This is a genomic window from Serratia sp. BNK-4, from assembly GCF_048685115.1.
Classification (GTDB): Bacteria; Pseudomonadota; Gammaproteobacteria; order Enterobacterales; family Enterobacteriaceae; genus Serratia; species Serratia bockelmannii.
On the sequence record NZ_JBLQTM010000001.1, the window covers coordinates 3108167 to 3129496 of the forward strand.

22 protein-coding genes are annotated in these 21330 nt (G+C 58.2%); 16 read left to right on the forward strand and 6 right to left on the reverse strand.

Annotated features, from left to right (window positions below):
• Window positions 1-8: 8 nt before the first annotated feature.
• Both ACMGGW_RS14905 and spt read left to right on the forward strand, forming a co-directional pair.
• Entirely contained in the window at window positions 9-269 is a 261-nt protein-coding gene (locus ACMGGW_RS14905) for an acyl carrier protein (protein WP_015378483.1), read from the forward strand.
• On the forward strand, window positions 256-1428 hold the full coding sequence (gene spt / locus ACMGGW_RS14910; RefSeq protein WP_164067456.1) for a serine palmitoyltransferase: 1173 nt from the start codon (window positions 256-258) through the stop codon (window positions 1426-1428). Before ACMGGW_RS14905 ends, spt begins: the two co-directional genes overlap by 14 nt.
• Before the next feature lie 68 nt (window positions 1429-1496).
• Here the strand turns inward: spt and ACMGGW_RS14915 are convergent, their stop codons facing one another.
• Window positions 1497-2228: an ATP-binding protein gene (locus ACMGGW_RS14915; protein ID WP_025303502.1), complete on the reverse strand. Its 732-nt coding sequence runs from the start codon at window positions 2226-2228 to the stop codon at window positions 1497-1499.
• 371 nt (window positions 2229-2599) lie between these two features.
• Here ACMGGW_RS14915 and ACMGGW_RS14920 point away from each other — a divergent pair, with 371 nt between their 5' ends.
• From ACMGGW_RS14920 to ACMGGW_RS14970, 11 genes are all read left to right on the forward strand, one after another.
• On the forward strand, window positions 2600-3325 hold the full coding sequence (locus ACMGGW_RS14920) for a lipoprotein (protein WP_038629668.1): 726 nt from the start codon (window positions 2600-2602) through the stop codon (window positions 3323-3325).
• Window positions 3326-3355: 30 nt separating this feature from the next.
• Window positions 3356-4150, forward strand: a complete 795-nt coding sequence (locus tag ACMGGW_RS14925) for a hypothetical protein (protein ID WP_148123586.1) — start codon at window positions 3356-3358, stop codon at window positions 4148-4150.
• A 72-nt stretch (window positions 4151-4222) separates the two neighbouring features.
• On the forward strand, window positions 4223-5560 hold the full coding sequence (locus ACMGGW_RS14930; protein ID WP_004935553.1) for a lipopolysaccharide biosynthesis protein: 1338 nt from the start codon (window positions 4223-4225) through the stop codon (window positions 5558-5560).
• Window positions 5557-6426 carry a hypothetical protein gene (locus ACMGGW_RS14935; RefSeq protein ID WP_197819200.1) on the forward strand — a complete coding sequence of 290 codons (870 nt, stop codon included), beginning with the start codon at window positions 5557-5559 and terminating at the stop codon, window positions 6424-6426. The genes ACMGGW_RS14930 and ACMGGW_RS14935 overlap by 4 nt, the downstream gene beginning before the upstream one ends.
• A gap of 20 nt (window positions 6427-6446) precedes the next feature.
• The gene (locus tag ACMGGW_RS14940) at window positions 6447-7013 is read left to right on the forward strand and encodes a YtfJ family protein (protein ID WP_197832529.1); all 567 of its coding nucleotides are present in this window, start codon (window positions 6447-6449) and stop codon (window positions 7011-7013) included.
• 28 nt (window positions 7014-7041) lie between these two features.
• Complete coding sequence (gene lptF / locus ACMGGW_RS14945; protein WP_089181118.1) at window positions 7042-8112, forward strand: LPS export ABC transporter permease LptF; 1071 nt, start codon at window positions 7042-7044, stop codon at window positions 8110-8112.
• Window positions 8109-9188 carry an LPS export ABC transporter permease LptG gene (lptG, locus tag ACMGGW_RS14950; protein WP_197832528.1) on the forward strand — a complete coding sequence of 360 codons (1080 nt, stop codon included), beginning with the start codon at window positions 8109-8111 and terminating at the stop codon, window positions 9186-9188. Before lptF ends, lptG begins: the two co-directional genes overlap by 4 nt.
• 103 nt (window positions 9189-9291) lie before the next feature.
• Window positions 9292-10041, forward strand: a complete 750-nt coding sequence (locus ACMGGW_RS14955) for a glycosyltransferase family 2 protein (RefSeq protein WP_043143064.1) — start codon at window positions 9292-9294, stop codon at window positions 10039-10041.
• 305 nt (window positions 10042-10346) lie between these two features.
• Window positions 10347-11300: a hypothetical protein gene (locus tag ACMGGW_RS14960; RefSeq protein ID WP_264383652.1), complete on the forward strand. Its 954-nt coding sequence runs from the start codon at window positions 10347-10349 to the stop codon at window positions 11298-11300.
• Window positions 11297-11848, forward strand: a complete 552-nt coding sequence (locus ACMGGW_RS14965) for a hypothetical protein (protein ID WP_264383653.1) — start codon at window positions 11297-11299, stop codon at window positions 11846-11848. Before ACMGGW_RS14960 ends, ACMGGW_RS14965 begins: the two co-directional genes overlap by 4 nt.
• Window positions 11845-12603: an ankyrin repeat domain-containing protein gene (locus ACMGGW_RS14970; protein ID WP_060447915.1), complete on the forward strand. Its 759-nt coding sequence runs from the start codon at window positions 11845-11847 to the stop codon at window positions 12601-12603. Before ACMGGW_RS14965 ends, ACMGGW_RS14970 begins: the two co-directional genes overlap by 4 nt.
• Window positions 12604-12899: 296 nt before the next feature.
• On the opposite strand, the gene ACMGGW_RS14975 is transcribed toward ACMGGW_RS14970, so the two are convergent.
• A complete protein-coding gene (locus ACMGGW_RS14975; protein WP_049209284.1) occupies window positions 12900-13121 on the reverse strand; it encodes a DUF6434 domain-containing protein in 222 nt (73 codons plus the stop codon).
• Window positions 13122-13330: 209 nt separating this feature from the next.
• Window positions 13331-14638, reverse strand: a complete 1308-nt coding sequence (locus tag ACMGGW_RS14980; RefSeq protein WP_197832527.1) for a serine hydrolase domain-containing protein — start codon at window positions 14636-14638, stop codon at window positions 13331-13333.
• Between the two features lie 107 nt (window positions 14639-14745).
• On the opposite strand from ACMGGW_RS14980, the gene ACMGGW_RS14985 reads away from it, so the two are divergent.
• The 3 genes from ACMGGW_RS14985 (at window position 14746) to ACMGGW_RS14995 (ending at window position 18290) form a co-directional block, all read left to right on the forward strand.
• Window positions 14746-15639 (forward strand): LysR family transcriptional regulator, encoded by an 894-nt coding sequence (locus tag ACMGGW_RS14985; protein ID WP_197832526.1) that lies wholly within the window; start codon window positions 14746-14748, stop codon window positions 15637-15639.
• Between the two features lie 378 nt (window positions 15640-16017).
• Window positions 16018-16875: a DUF4365 domain-containing protein gene (locus ACMGGW_RS14990; RefSeq protein WP_197832525.1), complete on the forward strand. Its 858-nt coding sequence runs from the start codon at window positions 16018-16020 to the stop codon at window positions 16873-16875.
• 410 nt (window positions 16876-17285) lie between these two features.
• Entirely contained in the window at window positions 17286-18290 is a 1005-nt protein-coding gene (locus tag ACMGGW_RS14995) for a LacI family DNA-binding transcriptional regulator (RefSeq protein ID WP_043136352.1), read from the forward strand.
• A gap of 6 nt (window positions 18291-18296) precedes the next feature.
• Here ACMGGW_RS14995 and araD read toward each other — a convergent pair whose 3' ends face one another.
• The 3 genes from araD to ACMGGW_RS15010 are packed head-to-tail and all read right to left on the reverse strand — an operon-like array spanning window position 18297 to window position 21326.
• Window positions 18297-18989: an L-ribulose-5-phosphate 4-epimerase gene (araD, locus tag ACMGGW_RS15000; protein WP_049209277.1), complete on the reverse strand. Its 693-nt coding sequence runs from the start codon at window positions 18987-18989 to the stop codon at window positions 18297-18299.
• On the reverse strand, window positions 18983-19852 hold the full coding sequence (locus ACMGGW_RS15005) for an L-ribulose-5-phosphate 3-epimerase (protein ID WP_060447920.1): 870 nt from the start codon (window positions 19850-19852) through the stop codon (window positions 18983-18985). The genes araD and ACMGGW_RS15005 overlap by 7 nt, the downstream gene beginning before the upstream one ends.
• The gene (locus ACMGGW_RS15010) at window positions 19839-21326 is read right to left on the reverse strand and encodes an FGGY-family carbohydrate kinase (RefSeq protein WP_197832524.1); all 1488 of its coding nucleotides are present in this window, start codon (window positions 21324-21326) and stop codon (window positions 19839-19841) included. Before ACMGGW_RS15010 ends, ACMGGW_RS15005 begins: the two co-directional genes overlap by 14 nt.
• Between the last annotated feature and the right edge of the window lie 4 nt (window positions 21327-21330).

Consider the following 21330-nt stretch of genomic DNA (forward strand, 5'->3'; position numbering starts at 1 on the left):
ACGTTCTTATGCTAAATCGCGATGCTGTAATGGATTATATCCTGACGTGTTTGCAAGGTATCGTCGAAGGCGGAGTGGAAATAAAACCTGATAGCGATCTCGTCAATGATCTTGGCCTGGAATCCATCAGGGTCTTGGATCTGCTGATGATGCTGGAAGATGAATTAGATATCTCCATTCCTATCAATATATTGCTTGATGTCAGAACGCCTGAGCAACTGCTTGACGCGCTGCGCCCTTATCTGGAGAAAAACCATGGGACTGTATGATAAGTTTGCGCGGCTCGCCAATGACCGTGAGCAATTTCAAACGTCCGGTCTGAATCCGTTCGGCACCTGCATCGACGAAGTCTATTCCGCCACCCAGGGACGCATCGGCGATCAAAAGATTGTCCTCGCCGGCACCAATAATTACCTTGGCCTGACGTTCGATGCGCAGGCGATCGCCGCCGGCCAAGCGGCCCTGGCCGCGCTCGGCACCGGCACCACCGGCTCGCGCATGGCGAACGGCAGTTACGGATCGCACCTGACGCTGGAACGGGAGCTGGCGGAGTTCTTCGATCGCCCAAGCGCCATCGTTTTCTCCACCGGCTATACCGCCAACCTGGGCGTCATCAGCACCCTGGCGGGGCCGGGCGCCGTGGTGTTGATCGACGCAGACAGCCACGCGAGCATTTACGACGCCTGCGCCCTCGGCGGCGCGGAGATTATTCGCTTCCGCCACAATGACGCCGCCGATCTGGAGCGCCGCATGGTGCGCCTGGGCGAGCGGGCCCGCGAGGCGATCATTATCGTGGAAGGCATCTACAGCATGCTGGGTGACGTCGCCCCGCTGGTGGAAATCGTCGATATCAAGCGGCGGCTCGGCGGCTATCTGCTGGTCGACGAAGCGCACTCCTTCGGCGTGATGGGCGAGCACGGCCGCGGCCTGGCCGAAGCGCTCGGCGTCGAGCAAGACGTGGATATTATCCTGGGCACCTTCAGCAAAAGCCTGGCTTCAATCGGCGGTTTCGCCGTCGGCGGCAAAGGGATGGACGTGCTGCGCTACAGCAGCCGGCCGTATATCTTTACCGCTTCGCCGTCGCCGTCCAGCATCGCATCGGTGCGCACGGCGCTGCAAAAAATCGCGCGCCATCCCGAGCTGCGGGAAAAGCTGTGGAGCAACGCGCACCGTCTGTACCACGGCCTCGCCGAACTGGGGTATACCCTGGGGCCGCGCATCAGCCCGGTGGTGCCGGTGATGATCGGTTCAAAAGAAGAAGGATTGCGTTTCTGGCGCGAGCTGATCGCCCACGGGGTGTATGTAAACCTGGTGCTGCCACCGGCCGCGCCGGCGGGCATCACCCTGTTGCGCTGCAGCGTCAATGCCGCGCACAGCGATGAAGAGATAGACGCCATCGTGCGCGCCTTTGCGGCGCTGAAAAAATAAAGCCTTCCCTCTCGGCCGCGGCGGCGGTGCCAAAATGGTATCGCCGCCCTGCCGAATCGCTGCGCACCTCAGTGCGCAGCCGTTGATACCCCATCAGCCGAATAGCGATAACCCTGCGCCGCCATAAATTCCCCGATGGCTTTTTCCGCCGCCGAAAGCACCTCCTCGATCGGCCGATCGGCATCGAGATCCACGATGTCGGCGCCTTCGAACGTCAATAACGGCGTGACGGCGATCTTCTTCTCCAACGCCGCTTTGCGGTGATCGGGTTTACGCGCGCAGGCCACGTCCAGACTGACATTCAGCTTGAGTACCAGATCCGGTTTTTGCCCCGCCATCCATTGGAACGCCGCCCGCTCGCGCGCCGCCAGCCAACGGACAAAACGGCTCCCTTCCACGTCGACGGGAAAAACCGTACCGTCGTAAGCGCCGGGGATTTGCGCCTGCGGAAAACGGTCGGTCAACACGATGAACCCTTGCCGACGGTACGCCAGCATGCGGCGGAAACGCAGCAGCCGCCGCCCCACGAAAGCGATGATCACCGCCGACGGCAACAGGCCGATGCGGGATTTTTTCGTTTTGACTTTTTTGGTATTACTCTCGATAGCCTTGCCCACCGAGCGCCCGAGCAGCGGCAATTTCGCCGCCGCGCGGCCGACGTTGCCCGCCTGTTTGCCCAGATGCACTTGCACCGCCGGGCCATAATGTTTCATATACGCGATCAGATGTTCACAAACGGTGGACTTACCCGATCCGTCGCTGCCGATAACCGCAATCAGCGGCGGAAATTTTGCACTCATAATAAGACTCTCTTTCAATACACCAGAAACGGCGTGCCATATTTGAAGCGACCTATCGCTTATCATTGCCGTGGCGGCTACGTGAAAAAATTTACCGTAGCGCGGCGCCAAAAAGCACAAAATATTAAGCGAAAATGGAAAACCTCTGCTCTTTTTTCACCGTGAGCCCTGCCGGAAATTAACATAAAAAGCGAAACCGGCGCACGCACGAACAATTAGCACAAAATAACAAGAACGAACGCCATAAATATCAATTCAAATAGCGAACAAGAATACCAATCTCATTATTTTATCGCAGCAAAGCACAATAAATATCTTGAACCCAAGGCGTATTGGAATACAATAGTTTTTTTCGCATTGGATCAATTATTGTGAGTCAGCAGATAAGACCTTCATCTGATCGCTCGCCCGTGCGCGTAATAGCGATAACCGGCTGTGACGGCTCGGGAAAATCCACGTTAGCTGCCAGCCTGGTCAACGCCTTATCGGCACAAGAACCTGCCGAACTGCTGTATCTCGGCCAGTCTTCCGGGCGCATCGGCGAATGGATCAGTTCGCTGCCGATTATTGGCGCGCCCTTCGGGCGTTATTTGCTGAAGAAATCGGAACGCGTGCATGAGCGCCCTTCCACACCGCCGGATAATGCCACGGCGCTGGTAATTTTTTTACTCTCCTATTGGCGCGTTTATAAATTCCGTCGCATGCTGAAGAAAAGTCGCAGCGGCGCATTGCTGATCACCGATCGTTATCCGCAGGCCGAAGTGGCAGGGTTTCGTTTCGATGGCCCGCAGCTGGCGAAAACCGCCGGCGGCAATCGCTGGATCCGCGGGCTGAGAAAGCGCGAACAAAAGCTGTACCAATGGATGGCGTCTTATCAGCCCTTATTATTAATTCGGCTGGATATTGACGAACAAACGGCCTATTCACGTAAACCCGATCACTCGCTGGCGGCGTTGCGTGAAAAGATCGCCGTCATCCCGCACCTGACGTTTAATGGCGCTAACATATTGGATTTAGACGGCCGCGAGCCGGCTAACCGTATTTTCGATGCCTCACTGCGCGCCGTTAAAATATCGCTGAGGGCCGCCAATGCCTAGCCGCCAAATAACCTTTTCGTACCGAAACAGATGAAAAAAAATAAACTCACCGCCGAACAGGATACCTCTCCCACCTGCATCACCGGGCTGATTGCCGTGGTGGGCAGCGACGGCACGGGCAAGTCCACGCTGACCGCCGATCTGGTGAAAAACCTGCAGCAACATCGCCCCACGGAGCGCCGCTATTTGGGGCTGATCTCCGGCGAAGACGGCGACAAAATCAAGAAGTTGCCGTTCATCGGCGTGTGGTTGGAACGGCGCCTCGCGGCCAAATCCGATAAAACTCAGCGCATGAGCAACAGGCCGCCGGCGCTGTGGGCGGCGCTGATCATGTACGGCTTTTCGCTGTGGCGCGCCGCCAACCTGCGCAAGGTGCGACGGCTGGCGCAGAGCGGCGTGCTGGTGGTCAGCGATCGCTACCCGCAGGCGGAAATTTCAGGTTTTTACTACGATGGGCCCGGCATCGGCGTGGAACGCGCAAAAGGCTGGCTATTGAGCCGCTTGGCGGCGCGCGAACGCCGTTTATATCAACGCATGGCCGTCTATCGGCCGGCGCTGATCATTCGCCTTGATATCGACGTCGATACGGCATTTTCCCGTAAGCCCGATCACAGCTATGAAGAGCTGAAAGACAAGATCGCCGCCATGGTGCGCCTGCAGTACAACGGTGCGCGCATCATCGAGCTGGACGCCAGAGCCCCTTACGACGAGGTGCTGAGCAACGCGCTCAACGCCATTTCCGCCGTAGTGAATCCCGCGAAGCACCCACAGAGCGATATCGGGCAACCCGGCGAAAACGCCGGCGAAGAAACTCAGGTTTATTAAACGCATACAGGGCAAGCGCATGACGGCGGAACAAAAAATGCAGCAAAACAACGATAACGGCTGGTTTTGGTTATGAAACGGTGGTTTTCCGATGGCGCGTTTCGCTCCATTTTACGTAATGCCGCCTATTTAGGCTCCGGCAGCGTTGCCAGCGCGCTGCTCGGCCTGCTGGCGCTCTCCTGCGCCGGGAAAGGCATGTCGCCTGAAATGTTCGGCGTGCTGGTGGTGATCCAGGCCTACACCAAAGCGGTCAGCGATTTCATCAAATTCCAGACCTGGCAGTTTGTGGTGCAATTCGGCACCCCGGCGCTGGAGCATCAAAATACCGGGCGCTTCCGCGACGTCGTCGCCTTCTCCTTTGGCCTGGATATCGCCAGCGGCGTCATCGCCGTGCTGGGCGGCATGATCATGCTGCCGTTCTTGTCTCACGCCCTGGGGCTGGACAGCGAAAGCTTCTGGCTCGCCATGCTGTACTGCACCCTGATCCCGTCGATGACCTCGTCCACGCCGACCGGCGTGCTGCGCGCCTTCAACCGCTTCGATCTCATCGCCATCCAGCAGGCGATCAAGCCGTTCCTGCAGGCAGTGGGCAGCGTCATCTCCTATTATTTCGATCTGGGGTTCCCCGGCTTTATCGTCACCTGGTACGCCTCTAACCTGATCGGCGGCACGCTGTTTTGGTGGTTCACCGCGCGCGAACTGCGCCGCCGCGATATCCACGGCGCGCTGAGGCCACGCCTGTTCAACGTCGCGCGCCGCATCGAGGGCGCCTGGAACTTCGTCTGGACCACCAACATCGCCCATACCATCTGGGCCGCGCGCAACTCCTGCACCACCGTGCTGGTGGGCGTGGTGCTCGGGCCGGCCGCCGCCGGGCTGTTCAAGATCGCCATGACCTTCTTCGATGCGACGGGCACCCCGGCCAAGCTGCTGGAAAAAAGCTTCTATCCCGAGATCATGCGCCTGGATCCGCGCACCAAGACCCCGTGGCTGTTGGGCCTGCGCTCCTCGCTGCTGGCCGGCGGCATCGGCCTGGCCGTCGCGGTGTTGATGTTGCTGGTGGGCAAACCGCTCATTTCCGCCGTCTTCGGGCAGCAATACCTGGAAGCCTATGACCTGATTCAAATCATGCTGGGCGCGATCATCGTCTCCATGATGGGCTTCCCGCAGGAATCCTTACTGTTTATGGCAGGCAAGCAGCGCGCTTTCCTGATCGCGCAGGCGACGGCCTCGGCGGCCTACATTGCGCTGCTGGTGTCGATGGCGTATGCCTTCGGCGTGCAGGGCGCCGCCTTCGCTTATTTACTGGGGCAATGTTTAGACGTGCTGTTATCCCTGATACCGACGATCGGCGCCTACCGCAATCGCTTTATGTTGGGGCTGAATGTGCCCAAAGAGAGTAATCAATGACCGCTATCACGAATTGGAAGAAGTTCTCCGCCGAAACCACCCAGGCGCTGTTTGTCGCGGTGGAAGAGGATGACCTGGTCGAGGCGAATATCAGCCTGCCGCAGCAGATCGATCTGGAATGCTCCCCCGAGAGCATTCGGGACAACTACGCGCTGTGCCTGCAGTTTTGGGAAGACGGTTTTTCCCGCCGCGAGCTGCTGCAATTGGTGAACGGTTTCCTGCAAGACCCGCAGTTGGCGGCGGCTACCCGCATGCGCTACAAATATATCCGCGCCCGCTACAAGCACCTGCGCTTCGCTCAGCAGCTGTACGGTGCGCCCCACCGCGCCAACCGCCTGTTCCACACCACCACCGTGGTGCTCGGCCATTTTCAGGACGCGTTTCGCAACGGCAACCAGAAGAACCTCACGCTGTACGGCAACCTGCTGCGGCTGCTGCTCAGCAAGCCGGTATGGTCTTACGTGCGCTATGCGCTGCGCCACACCCGCCTGGAAAGCGCACAGGGCTTTATCGCCTACCGCCAGGAGCAGATGCGCCAGCTGCAGACGCTGATCGCCGGCCCGGCGCTGACCGGGCATCAGTTCCACGACGTGCGCAAAATCGTCAGCCGCCAGGTCTCGTTTTACGACACGCTGAGATCGATCGATCCGGACAACCGCGAGGCCCGGCAGATCTCGCGCTTCCTGGCGGCGATTAACGGCCTGATGGGTGACCGGCATGACGTGATGGTGGCGGACAAGCTGGCCGGCGGCGATATCTATGATCGGCCGGCGATCCTGGATATCGACATCCGCCAGCGCCTGGAGCTGCTGCTGGCGCGCTTTCCGCTGTCGTTTTCCCAGCCGGCCATCGCGGCGGGCAGATAAGCGGGTTGTACGGAGCCATGATGACGTTACCTCGCTTGCTGGCCCTTGCGCTGCTGCTGTCGCCGTTGGCGGCATCTGCGCATAACTTCGTGCATGGCCGGCCGGTGGCGCCGATCGCCATCGCCGATCGCGGCGAGCTGCTGCTGCGCAACGGCGATTTCAGCTACCGGCCGTGGGACAGCGCAAAACTGGCGGGCAAGGTGCGGGTGATCCAGTACATCGCCGGGCGCACCTCAGCCAAAAAGAAGAACTCGCTGCTGATCAACGCCGTTAAGGACGCGAACCTGCCGGGCGATCGCTTCCAGCCGACCACCATCGTTAACACCGACGACGCGATACCGGGTTCCGGCTTCTTCGTGCGCGGCAAGATCGAGAAAAACAAACGCCATTACCCCTGGGCGCAGTTCGTCGTCGACAGCGACGGGCTGGGGCGCATGGCCTGGCGGCTGCCGGAGGAGAGCTCCACCATCGTGGTGCTGGATAAGGCCGGGCGCGTGCAGTGGGCGAAGGACGGCGCACTCACCCCGCAGGAAGTTGACCAGGTGATCGCCCTGCTGCGCACCCTGATCGCGCAGGAAACGCCATGAAGCGCACGCCGCCGGGAGCCGATGACGCATGTCTTTGATTGAACGCTATATCACGGTTGAGATCCGCCGCCTGGTGATGATGATCGCCGGGTTTCTGATCTTCATGTTCGCCAGCTACTCCGCCCAGCGCTACCTGACCGACGCAGCCAACGGCACGCTGGCGCTGCGGGTGGTGGCCGACGTGGTTTTCTATAAATCGCTGATCGCGCTGGAGATGATATTGCCCGTCGCGCTGTATGTCTCGGTGGCGGTAGCGCTGAGCCAGCTGTACAGCGATGCGGAGATCACCGCCATGCTGGCCGCCGGCGCCAGCCCGCTGCGGCTGTACAAGGCGGTGCTGCTGCTCGCCGTACCGCTGGCGATCGCGGTCACGCTGCTGTCGCTGTATGGCAGGCCCTGGGCGTACGCCAATATTTATCAGCTGCAGCAACAGTCGCAATCGGTGCTGGACGTGAGCCACCTGCAGGCCGACAAATTCAACGTCAGCGGCAACGGCCGCATGATCCTCGCCAATCACGTCGACAAAACGGCCAACCACCTGACGGACGCCCTGATTTATGTGCGCGGCGGCCATCACACCAACCTGTATCGCGCGCAGTCGGTGGAGGTGCTCGACGCCTCCCCCGCCAGCCCCGCCGTGCGGCTGAAAACCGGCACCGCCTATGTGCTTGATCGTGAGGGCGCCGACGACAACGGGCAGAACTACGACAACTTTGATATCGCGCTTAAACCGTTCGTGCCCAGCGCCGAAAGCCGGCACAAGTCGGCCTCGCCGGCGGAGCTGGCGCGTTCCGCCGATCCGGGCGACGCCGCCGAACTGCAATGGCGCGAGAGCCGCGGGCTGACCACCGTACTGATGGTGCTGCTAGCGATCCCCTTTAGCCGCATCAAGCCGCGACAGGGGCGCTACGCCGCGCTGTTGCCCCTGACGGTGCTGTTTACCGTGATTTTCTATGGCGGCAACATTTGCCGCACGCTGGTGGCCAACGGCTCTCTGCCACCGATCCCCGGCGTTTGGCTGGTGCCGATAGCAATGGCTGTCGGCATCGCCCTGCTGCTGGCGCGCGACTTATCACTGCTGCGGAAACCCTCCCGATGACCATTTTTAGCCGCTACCTAATGCGCAACGTGTTCATCGGCTTCGCCGCCGCGGCCGGGTTGCTCATCCCGCTGTTCACCACCTTTACGCTGATCAACGAGCTGGAGGACGTCACTCCGGGCGGCTACCGCTGGCAGCAGGCGCTGCTGGTGACCGTGATGACCCTGCCGCGCAGCCTGGTCGATCTGGGGCCGTTTATCGCGCTGCTCGGCGGCATCGTCGGGCTGGGGCAGCTGTCTAAAACCCTGGAGCTGACGGCGATCCGCTCCGCCGGGATGTCGATATTCCGCATCGCGCTGGTGATGCTCGCCGCCGGGCTGCTGATGAACCTCTCGCTCGGCGCCCTCGATGAATGGGCCGCTTCGCCGCTGCAGCAACGCGCGCTGCAGATAAAGAACAACGCGCTGGCGCAGTCGAACGATAACGACGTCACCGTTAACCCGCTGTGGGCGCGGCGCGGCAATGAGTTTGTGACGGTCAAAACCGTCGATGAGAACGACCAGCCCCACGGCATTGAGATCTTCCGCTATCAGGCCAACCACGCGCTGGAATCTTACATTTACGCCGACAGCGCCAGCACCGCCGCCGACGGCAACTGGCTGCTGCACAACGTGATGCAAAAAAGCTGGCAAGGCAGAAAGGAGACGATTCAGCGGCAAGACAGCCTGCTCTGGCGCTCGCTGTTCGCCGTGCCGAGCCTGAAAGAGCTGACCCTGCCGGCCGGCAGCTTCTCGCTCCAACAGCTGGATCGCTATATCGATTACCTGCAGGGCTCGGGGCAGCCCAGCACCGAATACCGCCTGGCGCTGTGGAAAAAACTCGGCCAGCCCCTGCTGGTGCTGGCGATGATTTTGCTGGCCATCCCGTTTACCTTCACCGCCCCGCGCGCGCCCGGCATGGGCAGCCGATTAGCGCTCGGCGTCATCATCGGGCTGCTGACCTACATCGCTTACCAGATCGTCCTCAATCTGGGGTTGCTGTTCGCCCTCAACGCGCCCTTCACCGCCCTCGCCCCGCCGCTTTTACTCCTGGCATTGTCGCTGGCGCTGGTTTATCGGTTTGATCGGCGGGGTTAGGCATTTTCCGAGGTTGATAAGGGATAAGAAGAGAATCGCAATTTCCATTCCAGAGAAAACATTACGCGCTCACCTGCTCAGCGATTTTTAAGGATGTTAGTTAATGGCAAAGATAGCTGTTTGTATACTGACTTTTAACTCCTCTCGTTTATTACACGAGGTGCTTTCTCCACTCATGGGCATTGCGGATGAGTGGATTGTGGTGGACTCCGGCAGTACGGATAAAACGCTGTCTATTTGCCAAAGCTTTGGAATAAGCCCTATTTACCATCGTTTCGAAACGCATGGACGACAAATGAACTTTGCGATTTCTCAATCTCACCATGATTGGGTACTGTGCCTGGACAGCGACGAAATCCTTGATGCCGAAACCATAGCGTCCATTTTAACATTCAAATCGCAGGCAAACCCGCCACCACAGCAAGCCTATAGAATAAAAAGGAATTGGTTTGTACTCGGGCAGCCAGTCAGAACGATTTATCCCATCTCCTCACCGGACTACCCCGTTCGACTGTTCAATAGAACACAGGTCAGGTTCAATGATGCTCCGGTAGATGATGCCGCTGAAGGCTATATTCACACGTCGGTCATTCCCGGCAATGTTAAGCACGATACTTTTTATTCTCTCCATGAAATACTCAATAAGCTCAATAGCTATACGACAAGGGTAGTCAAATACCGAGACATCAGGCCCTCGATATTTCGTGGCGTCGTAAGCGCGATCGGCGCGTTTTTCAAATGGTACGTACTGAGCGGCGCATGGAAGGAAGGCAAAGTCGGCGCCGTTACTGGGTTTTATGCCGTGGCCTACAGTTTCCTAAAGTATTTTAAATCCTGGTATGGCAAAGATTGATAGCGTTAAGGACAGATAGAGACACACATCCCGGCCGCTACTGATCCTGGCGTTGGTTTATCGATTTGAGCGGCGGAGTTCCCCCCTCTGGCAGCCTTCGGAAAACAAGAACTTTCCGGTTAATAATTGGCCGGCTTTACAAATTGGCCTGAGCCGTTATCATCCCTTATCTGGTGTCCTATGCGCCGTTAGCTACTGCTGACTGCCGTTCGATAACATGCCCCCTCAGGGCGCCATCGAGTGCAAGGAGTGCGAGCGCCCGCCTGAATTGGCCAAGACGCAGCAAGCAAAGGAAGAGACACACTATGTTTTCCCGTTTGAAACTGCTGTATATCGCCGATGATATTATTTCACCTGATGAATTCCCCCGTATAGTCAGCCCTTCCCGCGCCTGTCACGGCCTTTCATACATGCCGGACAAAGACATTCTGTCGCTTTTCTCTGGTTTTCGCGGTGGTGAACGGATCCGCCGTGAAGTTGGCGTTACGCAAAACGGAATAAGCTCTAACTTGCGCGCAAGAGTGCAGAGCGACCTGATGAGCGGCGTTGTCGTAGCGGTCGAAACCCGGCCCGGTGTGTTGGCGACGATGGGACCATTTTACGCCGACATCGACGGCTACCTGATACCGCAGGGGAGACAAGAGCCCAACTACCCGGTGGACAGGATAGTGAGGCAGTACGAGGAGGCCGTGAAGTCTTACGGTGGCCGCCGGGCGCGCCCGTCCGTCTTCCCCGCACAAGTCACGCGGGCCAAACCGGCTCTTCGCCCGGATATCCCGGTGCAGGGCGGAAGAGTTTCACAGCAGGTCGTGTCTGAGCCCTTGACCAAGGCGCAGCGTTGGCAGGAGCGAAAATACCTCATTGGCCGCGGGCAACGGAGTATCTATCCGGACGCCCGAATCGCCTCGGAACGCCTGGCGGCAAACAATGTCGCCGTCGAGAAGGCAAAGCTGGCGGAGAATATCTACAAGACCACGAATCCACTAAAGGATACACCCGGCGTTCCTGAAGGCTGGAAAGATATCAGTAACGATAATGCGGCCCTGAGTAAAATTGGGTTAAATAGAAATATGCTCTTCGACAGAGATGAATCTCCGGATTTTTTGGCAAGGGTATATCAACCTGATAGCACCGTTTTTGGTAAAGAGATGAACCCAACGGTCGTGTTCAGAGGATCAAGAGCGCCAGAGTTCCCGGAGGGAATCGGCAGCGCCGCCAAAAAGGCCCTTAGGGCGATTTGTCAGGAATTAAAAATGTGAATGACTGGATAAATAATGGTGCTCAGGGGATGGGGGCGAGCTCTGATTATTATAAACAGGCGGTTAAAATAGGATTACAAGTAAAGAACTCCTCCGGCGTCGATATTTCTGGTCATTCATTGGGCGGGGGAATGGCCTCAGCTGCATCAATGACCAGTGGGAAACCCGCCTGGACGTTTAATGCAGCCGGACTCCATCATGGAACTGTAGGGAAATACGGAGCTGAGATGATTGGTTCAGCCAAGAACATACAGGCCTATCGAGTTGAGGGAGAACTGTTAACCACGTTACAGGAGGTTAATAACGAAAGTGATTATGAGCTTTTAAAAAATGCCCTACCCGATGCTTTGCAAAAACCCTGGGGCGTAGCATTGCCTTTCACCTTGAAAGAGTGGTCATCGCTGGTGGTGCCTGATGCCGTTGGCATACCGCACACGCTTGCCGGTGGGACAGGAACCCTGCTCGATAAACACGGTATTGACCAGACAATAACGTTGATTGAAGATCAGAAAGACGAGGACGTCGCCACTATCAGGGGGAGAATATGAGCAAGTTGATAATGGCCATGGCGTTACTGTTTACTGTTCTCATGATGCAAGGATGCAAAAAAAACATGGAATATGAGCCACAGGATTTTTTTGAAGGCCGTCAACTGGACATCGCACAGCTGATTTATGATGGCGATGAAGTGAAACTGAAAGAGAAACTTCCCTCTGTCAGCAAGGAAGAACTGAACCGACAGGTTAAGGCGGACATGACCCTGCTGTTTTGGTCGGTGTTGAACTCAATCTACGATAAAAACACGCCGGAAAGGCTGAAAATAATAACCGACCTGGTAAAAGCTGGCGCAGACCCGCTGCAGCCCAGACCAGAAGGGGGAAGCAGCCCAGCGGAGTTCGTCATGAAAGCCGACAAGGGGATTTGGGTCAAAGCCATGCTCGACGGCGGTTTACCGCCAAACGCAAAAGATAAGGTATTCAATGAGCCCATTGTATTCCAAACAATCAAAGCCAAAAACACTGAAACGTTAAAGGTGATGCTGGATTACGGAGCGGACATTAATATCAGAGACTCCTTGCAACAAACCTTATTAATGGATGCTTTTTTTAGCTCAGCCTTTGAACACATGGCCCTACTGCTCAATCGGGGTGCGAATCCTAATCCGGTAAATATAAATAATCTTTCGCTGTTAACAGCAGTAAACCGGCAAATAAAAGACAGCCAAGATGGCTCAGAATACAATGAACAGTGTAAGAAAATACTCGAGCTCATGCTTTTGAAAGGGGCAAAGGAAGCGCAGTAATTTCATCAACGCAGATCTGACAGCTGCCTGTTATTTATATGGGGCTGTCAGATGGCATCTGGCTAAATTTTCTCAGCCCAGATGTATGTTTCACCAAGTAACGTTTCCATTGGCACCCGCTCACAACAAGAGCACTTTCCCGCGATCGCCAAAGAACCTAACTATGTATTCCACATCTTTGAGCAGGTGCTGAATGGCTGCTCACCCCGCCGCTACTGATCCTGGCGCTGGTGCAAAGGCGATCTTGGCAAGGTTTGCGAGAAAAGAAGAGTACCAAGAGGCCCGCAAGTTGCACCCTATCCGCTAAGGTTGAGGGAGCGCCTACGCCGCCACTCATCGACCACATCACCTAACGTCTTTGGCATGTCATTGCGTATCCATGCCATAAACTCACGATCGAAGCGAAAATCTTCTCCGCACGCCTCAACCATGAAACGACGGACGTTTTGCGTATTTTTGTAGCTTTTATCCACGATCGTAGCGCGTGTTAGCAATGCGCTATGCCAATCGATTTTCAATTTAACCACTCCTGTGAAGAGCCGTTCGATAAAGAACTTCAACCTAGCCTGACAAGTCGCACTTTTGTCACGCCCGTTTCGGCGCAAAGTAGTGTGGTGAAAAGCATAGCCCAGATCGCCATTTCCGCGCTGTTATATGCACGAGCGCATTTATGCCATCGCCTTCGAACAGGGGCGAAATGGCAACCGCCCCTGCTTGCTACGTAGAGTTAACGCAGTTCCTTCGCTATCGCGCTAAACATCAGCGACGCCTCCAGCGGTTGCGCGCTGAAAGAAGGCTCCGCCTGCGGCCAGGTGGACCACTGGACGATCACCAGATTCTCCGCCTGATTGACCATGATCATCTGGCCGAAGATCCCCAGCGCCCACAGGGAATGCTTGAGGGAGGCCTGTGGAACAGGCTCCACGTTGGTCGCATTCACCGGCACTTCGTTGTTCCACCACTGGTAGCCGTAAATGCCGTTGGGGTGCGCCGCCGACACCGAACCCGCCGCCCGCGTCCAGTTGGCCGACTGGGCTACCCAATCAGCCGGCAAGATCTGTTTGCCGTTCGGCAACGTCCCGTTATGCAGAATGAACTCACCGAAACGCCCCCAGTCTTCCAGCGTGGCGTTAAAGCCGTGCGCGCCCACGTCGTGCTGGCCTTTGGCGTAGGCATGCCACACGCCGTCGCTCGCCATGCCGTACGGCTGCCAGATGCTTTGCTGCAGATAGGCCGCCAGCGGCATGCCGGTGGCGCGCTCCAGCACGTCGCCCAGCAGCCACGCGCCGCCGGAGGAGTAAGACCAGTTCTGCCCGGCAGGGTGCGCACGCTGCAAGCCGGCCACCAGCTTGCGCACGCAGGCGTAGGTGCCGGGCCTGGCTTCACACTCGGTCAGCTGCGCGAAGTCCGATTTCGGGTTGGTGTAATCCTCATTCCACGCCACGCCGGAGGTGTGGGTGATCAGCTGCCTGAGGGTCACGCCGTCCCACGCGGTGCCTTTCAGATCGGGTTCGTATTGCGTGATGAGATCGTCGAGCGAGCGGATTTTGCCCTGTTTAATCGCCACGCCCACCAGCGTGGCGACCACGGATTTGCCCACCGAGCGCGACGTCCACAGCGTGGCGTCGGTATTGCCCTCCCCAAGATATTTCCAGGCGATTTTGCCGTCTTTCAATACCAGCATGCCGCTGACGTTCTGGCGCTGCAGATAGTCCTGCAGGCTGTAGGTTTTGCCATTCACCCGATAACTGGCGTCCTTTAACGGTTTAGCGGCAGCCGGCAGCGGTGCGGCATTGCCGTGATGAAACACATCCCCGGCATAGTTGCGGTAGTCGTTACGAAAACCGATCACCCGATCACTCTGGCTCCAGGTGAGCATCTTGTGCGTGTCCGGCAATTGCGCATCGAAAGGCGCCGGACAGGCGCTGAGTTCGGTGCCCGCACAGGCGGCCAGCGCGGCGGGCGCCAACAGACCGCTGCAGAGACTGATGACAACGCCCGCCAGCAGGCTGCGGTTAAACACTTTGCTTTTCATATTTTTTCTCGCTTAGCTCAGGAAGGCGTTCAGCTTAAAAAAACGCGGCCTATAATAAAAAACGCCTAATGGGGGAAAATCCCCCGCAAAATCGACGGGGGAACCGCGTGCCGAGCCTGATTTATTCCTTTGCCCAACTGGAAGCCTTCACCGCCGTGGCCGAGCACGGCAGCCTGGCTAAGGCCGCGCTCAAACTGGGCAAAGACCGCACGACGCTGCGCGATTTGATTGATTTTCTCGAGGATGGCTTGGGCTATGCGCTGTTCCTGCGCGAGGGGCGCAGCCTGCACCTGACACCGGAAGGCGAACAGCTGCAGCGCCAGGCGCACCTGCTGATGCGCCAGGTGAAGGCGTTTGAGGCATTTGCCAAAGACGTGCCGAAGAGCGCGGCGCAGGAAATCTCGCTGGTCTACGATCCCTTTACGCCCCGCACATTACTGCAGGCGTTGATTGCCGCTATGGCCCAGCGCCACACGCGGCTGAGCCTGATTAACGCCTCGCGCGACGAAGCGGAAAGCCTGCTGGCAAGCGGCCAGGCCGATCTGGGCATCTGCCAGGCGCGCAACCGCAGCGTGGGCGACACCATGGAGTGGCGCGCCTTAGGGGCTATAGAGATGGATTTCTACGCCGCCGAAACGCTTTTCCCCGGCGCGGAACAGCCGCTTTCGCTGCTGGAGCTCTCGCTCACGCCGCAGGTGATCATGCACCCGGACTCTGACGAGCCGGTGGCGCGCCGCCTGCAAATTTCGGGGCATACCATTTTCACCAACGAACTGGAGATGCTGCGCGCCCTGCTTGAACAAGGCTGCGGCTGGGGATTCTTGCCGACGCACATGCATGCCGAACGGTGGAAAAACGTCAACACGCTGCGCACCGAAGTCGGCAGCCAGGGGATCAGCCAAACCATGGTCACCATCTGGAAGCCGGGCAGTGACCGACGGGCGCTGATTGATGAGACGTTGGCGCTGTTGCCGGGATTGTGGCGGGGGGTTGGTGGGTGAAAAGTCGCAGCTAGATTAGCGGTGTGTTTGGATTGGCGGTGGAAAATCACTGGCAAATTAGCGGTGTTGTTACGGTAGTCGAGCGTAGAGCTCATCACCTATGTTGTTTTTTCGTTCTTAAGCGGAGCTCGTTGTTTTCCCCCAGTGACCCCTTCCCCACCTTTGCTCCATCGCTGTTAGCGCTAGTTGAGTGCTTTGACTGATGGCATTTAGAGCGACAGCTTTGAGCGAAGAGCGGAAGTAGTCACTTTTGTGGTCTGCTCTCACGAAAGTGACTACAGGAACAGTTGCAATTCATATTAACCATTCAGTTGGCAGACAATTAGCTAGGGTGTAACCTGTCTAACTCAGAGAAAAGGAAGAGCTATGAGCTAAGCTATGAAAAAATACAAAAGCACCGGAGTAACAGGAAGAGCAGGTGAGCTATATTTTGCTTATTGGATAGTTCGCTATTTTAATTGGCCTTGCCGATTGCTTGATATTGATGTTGGCATAGATGCTCAAGTTGAAATTTTTGAAGATGAAATATCAACTGGGGACTTTTTTGCGGTTCAAATTAAATCAACGGTTGGAAACACCCCTGATATACAGATCGATCTATCTGACTTTATGTACTGGCAACAGTTGGAAACTCAAGTTGTTTTGGTCTCCATCGTAATGGCGGATAGCCATAATGATCCTGAGATGTTCTGGAAGCCATTTTCAAAACAATGTCTGGATGAAATAGTTCAAGAAATAACCTCAAAAGGACACCAGTCCAAAAAAGTCACCTTCACAGATTCAGATAAATTATGTGTTGAATCCAAAAATTCCTGGAGGATGGCAATGCTTTCAGAATCCGACAAAGATCTGATAAGGCTCGCCAAATCATTATTAGATGATTTAGAACAACATGACTTAGATAATTTTGTAGAGGAAGACTATTACCTCCAAGATGAACACAAGGACTATATAACTTTTAATAGCGAAATTGACATATTCAACCATCATTTCATCGATTATGAAAAGCTGAAAGATGCTGTATCTCATGATAGAAGGCTGGTGCTAAGAGCTCCCCTTATAGAAGAAGCTATCGATTACTTTGAGAATAACGAGGCGATATTGCTTTATATGTTCAATCATGCTTTTAATTGGATTAAGGGCGACCGAACTCCAAATGAAATACTGCCCCAAACATTGAGTCGTGAAATTAGACGGCAGACAAAAGATTGGGTTTATCACATGACGGGTTATTAAAGGGCGCAGTTGCGCCCTAATTAATTAGGCCGCGTTCTGCATCATTATTTCAGCAATCTGATGTCGATATTCACTTACACCACTAAATATTTGACACATGTTTACCAAACATGTGACCAGCTCACCATAAATTAATATATCGCGAGGTAAGTAACGTCTGTTCCTGGCACAAAACAGCCATTGATACCTAACCTCGAACATAAAACACACCTTACCAAACTCTCCATCAATAAAATATAGCCACATGAAATGATTAAGCCCACAATTAATAAACCAGCAACATTATTACCCCTGATTTCATTCTATTATTTCCCTTCCCGCCACTCCCCTCCCCCCAACTCCCCCCTAGCACCGCCCCCGCCCTTTCCCTACAATAAGGGATCTGTTGAGGCATAACGCAAGGAAAGACGGTGTCGAAAGCCAATCCCAATGCCACTATCGTGGATATCGCCCGCCGCGCCAGGGTGACCAATATCACCGTTTCCCGCGCCTTCAATAAGCCCGAGCTGGTCAAGCCGGAAACCCGCGAGCGCATTCACGCCATCGCCAAAGAGCTGAACTATGTACCCAACGCGTTCGCGCAGGGGCTGAAAAGCAGCAGCAGCCAGATTATCGGCATCGTCACTAGCAGCATGTACAACCCGTTCTATTCCGGCCTGATCAAGACCGTGTCGCGCATTGCGCGTCAGCAGGGCTACCAGATCATGCTGTTCGACACCGACGGCAGCGAAGAGGCGGAAATGCGCGCCATTCAGGCGCTATTCGGCTACAAGGCGCGCGGCATCCTGCTGTCGGCGGTGCGCGACGACAAGCGCTACCGCCCCGCCTATCTCGAGCTGGCCGAGGTGTACGGCGTGCCGCTGATCCTTATCGACCGCGATCTTTACGATCAGCAGCTGAGCGGCGTGTTCCTCGATAACCGCGAGATCGGCGTGCTGGCCGGGCGTTATCTGGCGGAGCAGCCGGAGCAGAAGCTGCTGATTATCGGCGGCCCGGCGGATTCGGAAATTACGCTAACGCGCACCGCCGGCATCGTCGCGGCCTTGCAGGGCAGCGGGCGTGAGATTCATATCATCAACGGCGATTATGATTTCACCTCGCAAGAGAGCGAGGTGCGCGCCTATCTGGCGCAGCCGGAGAATCGCCCGGATTACATCATCGGCCTGAATGGCATCATCACGCTGGGCGCCATCGCCATCTGCCACGAGATGGGGCTTTATGAGCAAGTGAAATTCTTCTCGATCGACGAGCCGCCGCGCGCCGGCGCTTACGGCCTGCACATTCCGGGGGTGTATCACGATACGCAGAAACTGGGGGAGATCGCCGCGGAGCTGCTGTTCAGCGCCATTCACAGCCCGCGCGGCGAATTGCCGGTGCGCAGAGAGTTCTTCACCGGCTCGCTGTTGAATCGCTGACGGGCGCTATTGCCCGTAGTAGGCGTGTTTGCCGTGCTTGCGCAGGAAATGTTTATCCAATAGCTCCGGCTGCATCGGGGCGATGGCCGGCGCCAGCTGGCGCGTCGCCATCGCCATGATCGCCACCTCTTCCAGCACCACCGCGTTGTGCACCGCATCCGCCGCGTCCTTGCCCCAGGCGAACGGGCCGTGGGAGTAAACCAACACTCCCGGCACCTGCTGCGGATCGCGCCCCGCCTGATTGAAGGTCTCGATGATCACCTTGCCGGTTTCCCCTTCGTAATCGCCGGCGATCTCCGCCTCGCTCATCGGCCGGGTACAGGGAATGTCGCCGTAAAAGTAGTCGGCGTGGGTGGTGCCCAGCGCCGGGATCGGCTGCCCGGCCTGCGCCCAGATGGTAGCGTTGCGGCTGTGGGTGTGCACCACGCCGCCGATATCGGCGAAGGCGCGGTACAGCGCCAGGTGGGTGGCGGTGTCGGATGAGGGTTTGCGGTGCCCTTCGCGCACCTTGCCCTCCAGATCCACCACCACCAGATCCTCCAGCGTCATCGCCTCGTAGGCGATGCCCGAAGGTTTGATCACCACCAGCCCGCTTTGGCGATCGATCGCCGAGACGTTGCCCCAGGTAAAGGTCACCAGCCCGTATGCCGGCAGGCTGAGGTTGGCGGCCAGCACCTGCAGTTTGAGTTCGTTCAGCATGCGATGCCTCCCCCATTCATCTGTTGTTCGATCCAGGCCTTGGCCTGGGCGATGCGTTGCTTGTCCTGCCCGTCTTCGCGCGCCCACATCTCCAGCAGGTAGGGGCCGCGATAGCCGAGCGCGTTGAGCACGGAAAAGGCGTGGGCGAAGTCCACGCAGCCCTCGCCGAACGGCACGTCGCGGAACTGCCCGGCGCTGCCCGGCCCCACCGCGACGGTGTCTTTGAGGTGCACGGCGGTGATGCTGCCGATGCCCAGCGCCAGCTCGGCGGCGACGTCGTTGCCCCAGGCGCTGAGGTTGCCGAGATCGGGATACACCGTGAACCACGGGCTGTTGACGTGGCGCGCGATGTCGCGCCATTTGCTGATGCTGTTGATGAACGGCGTGTCCATCACCTCCACCGACAGCATCACCTGCGCCCTGGCGGCCTGCGCCGCCGCCCACTGCATGCCCTCGATAAAGCGCTCGCGGCTGTGGCGATCGGCGGGTTCGTAATAGACGTCGTAGCCCGCCAGCTGGATGTTGCGGATGCTGAGATCCGTCGCCAGTTCCAGCGCCTTGCTCATCAGCACCCGCGCCCGTTCGCGGGTGGCGGCGTCGGCGCTGCCGAACGGGTCGCGCCGGTGCGCCGACAGGCACAGGCTCGGCACCGTCACCCCGCTGTCGAGCCGCGCCTGGATAAACGCCAGCCGCTGGCGGCGATCCCAGTCCAGCCGTTGCTGGCGCGCCGGCTGTTCGTCGATCGACATCTCCACAAATTCAAAGCCCAGCTCGGCGGCGGTGGCCAGCCGCTGCGGCCAGCTCAGATCGGCGGGCAGCGCCTTTTCATACAGCCCCAGACAGGCGGCGTTAGTCGTTTGCATCAGTCACCTCACTCAAAGCCTGAGCGACCGCCAGATAGCGCGCCTGCTGGGCGCGCAGGCGCCGGTGGGCGGCGGTCGCGGGATAATAACAGCGCAGTTTGGGCGGCGCGGCAGCGATCGCCTCTGTGAACCCGGCGTACTCCCCGGCGCCGACGGCGGCGCACAGGGCGGCGGCGCGGCAGCCTCCTTGGCGGGTTTCCACCACCTCAAGCGGCAGGTTGCCGGCGTCGGCGTACATCTGCATCCAGACCTCGGACTGCGTCGGCCCGCCGGTCATGCGCACCCGCTCGATGCGCGGATTCAGCTGCACCATGCGCTCCTGATGGATCAGGTGCGAGAACACGATGCCCTGGTAGATCGCCTGCACCACGTCCGCCATCTCGTGGTGGGCGCTCAGGCCGATCAGCCCGCCCGGCGTGTTGCCGCCGAGGTTGGAGCCGTACAGATAAGGCAGGAACAGCAGCCCGCTCGGCTGCTCGCGGCGCTCGGCCACCCAGGCGTTGAACTGGGTGTAGCGCTGCCGGTCGTCGGCGCAGAACTGGCGCAGGAACCAGGCCAGGTTGCCGGCCGAGGTCGGGCTGCCTTCGTGCACGAAATAGCGGCCGTCGATGCAGTAGCGCCCCCAGGCATAGGGGTAATCGGCGGGAATGATGCGCTCGGTCACGCAGGTGGCGATCGACCAGGTGCCCGCCACCGCGCTGAGCGTGCGATCGTCGGCCACGCCGGAGCTGAGCGCCGCGCCCACCACGTCGAACAGGCCGCCGTACACCGCAGTGCCCGTTCGCAGGCCGCACTGCGCCGCCGCAGAGGCCGTCACCCGCCCGGCCAGCTGCGCCGAGCCGATCGTTGGCGCGGTCTTCTCCTGCGCCTCTTCGATGCCGAAGGCCGCCATCAGCGCCGGATCGTAAGCGCCGCTGTGCTGGTTAAACAGGTTGCTGCCGGAGATGTTGGTCACCTCGGCCGCCGCCTCGCCGGTGAGGCGAAAGCGCAGGTAGTCGTGCGCCATCAGGATGCGATCGACAGCGGCGTACTGCGCCGGTTGCTGCTGCTTCAGCCAGCGCAGCAGCAGCGCCGGGTGGCTGGGCCACAGCGGCTGCAGGCTGCGCGGGTAGGTCTGCGCGTCCACGCCGGTGCGGCGCAGCTCAGCCGCCGTGGCCGCCGCGCGGTTGTCCGAAGAGAGGATGCCGTTGCCGACCGGTTTGCCGTGGCGGTCGATGGCGTACAGCCCTTTGCCGTGCGCCGAGAAACTGACGCCGCGCACCTGCCCGGCCTCCAGCCCCGCCGCGTGCAGCGTCTGGCGGATCGCCGCGCAAACATCATCCCACAGCGCGTCCATATTGCGTTCGCTGAAGCCCGGCTGTGCGGCAATCGCCGCGCCGTCGCGCTCGGCGATCGCCAGCTCTTCACCGCTTGCCCGGTACAGCCCGGCCTTGATCACCGTGCCGCCGACGTCTATGCCAAGAAAGACTGACATCGCG

Bases quoted from the DNA above. Each gene is read 5' to 3' on its own strand.
- ACMGGW_RS14905 (WP_015378483.1), top strand. From the start codon at position 9: ATGCTAAATCGCGATGCTGTAATGGATTATATCCTGACGTGTTTGCAA.
- spt (WP_164067456.1), top strand. From the start codon at position 256: ATGGGACTGTATGATAAGTTTGCGCGGCTCGCCAATGACCGTGAGCAA.
- ACMGGW_RS14915 (WP_025303502.1), bottom strand. From the start codon at position 2,228: ATGAGTGCAAAATTTCCGCCGCTGATTGCGGTTATCGGCAGCGACGGA.
- ACMGGW_RS14925 (WP_148123586.1), top strand. From the start codon at position 3,356: ATGAAAAAAAATAAACTCACCGCCGAACAGGATACCTCTCCCACCTGC.
- ACMGGW_RS14930 (WP_004935553.1), top strand. From the start codon at position 4,223: ATGAAACGGTGGTTTTCCGATGGCGCGTTTCGCTCCATTTTACGTAAT.
- ACMGGW_RS14935 (WP_197819200.1), top strand. From the start codon at position 5,557: ATGACCGCTATCACGAATTGGAAGAAGTTCTCCGCCGAAACCACCCAG.
- ACMGGW_RS14940 (WP_197832529.1), top strand. From the start codon at position 6,447: ATGACGTTACCTCGCTTGCTGGCCCTTGCGCTGCTGCTGTCGCCGTTG.
- lptF (WP_089181118.1), top strand. From the start codon at position 7,042: ATGTCTTTGATTGAACGCTATATCACGGTTGAGATCCGCCGCCTGGTG.
- lptG (WP_197832528.1), top strand. From the start codon at position 8,109: ATGACCATTTTTAGCCGCTACCTAATGCGCAACGTGTTCATCGGCTTC.
- ACMGGW_RS14955 (WP_043143064.1), top strand. From the start codon at position 9,292: ATGGCAAAGATAGCTGTTTGTATACTGACTTTTAACTCCTCTCGTTTA.
- ACMGGW_RS14960 (WP_264383652.1), top strand. From the start codon at position 10,347: ATGTTTTCCCGTTTGAAACTGCTGTATATCGCCGATGATATTATTTCA.
- ACMGGW_RS14970 (WP_060447915.1), top strand. From the start codon at position 11,845: ATGAGCAAGTTGATAATGGCCATGGCGTTACTGTTTACTGTTCTCATG.
- ACMGGW_RS14980 (WP_197832527.1), bottom strand. From the start codon at position 14,638: ATGAAAAGCAAAGTGTTTAACCGCAGCCTGCTGGCGGGCGTTGTCATC.
- ACMGGW_RS14990 (WP_197832525.1), top strand. From the start codon at position 16,018: ATGAAAAAATACAAAAGCACCGGAGTAACAGGAAGAGCAGGTGAGCTA.
- araD (WP_049209277.1), bottom strand. From the start codon at position 18,989: ATGCTGAACGAACTCAAACTGCAGGTGCTGGCCGCCAACCTCAGCCTG.
- ACMGGW_RS15005 (WP_060447920.1), bottom strand. From the start codon at position 19,852: ATGCAAACGACTAACGCCGCCTGTCTGGGGCTGTATGAAAAGGCGCTG.
- ACMGGW_RS15010 (WP_197832524.1), bottom strand. From the start codon at position 21,326: ATGTCAGTCTTTCTTGGCATAGACGTCGGCGGCACGGTGATCAAGGCC.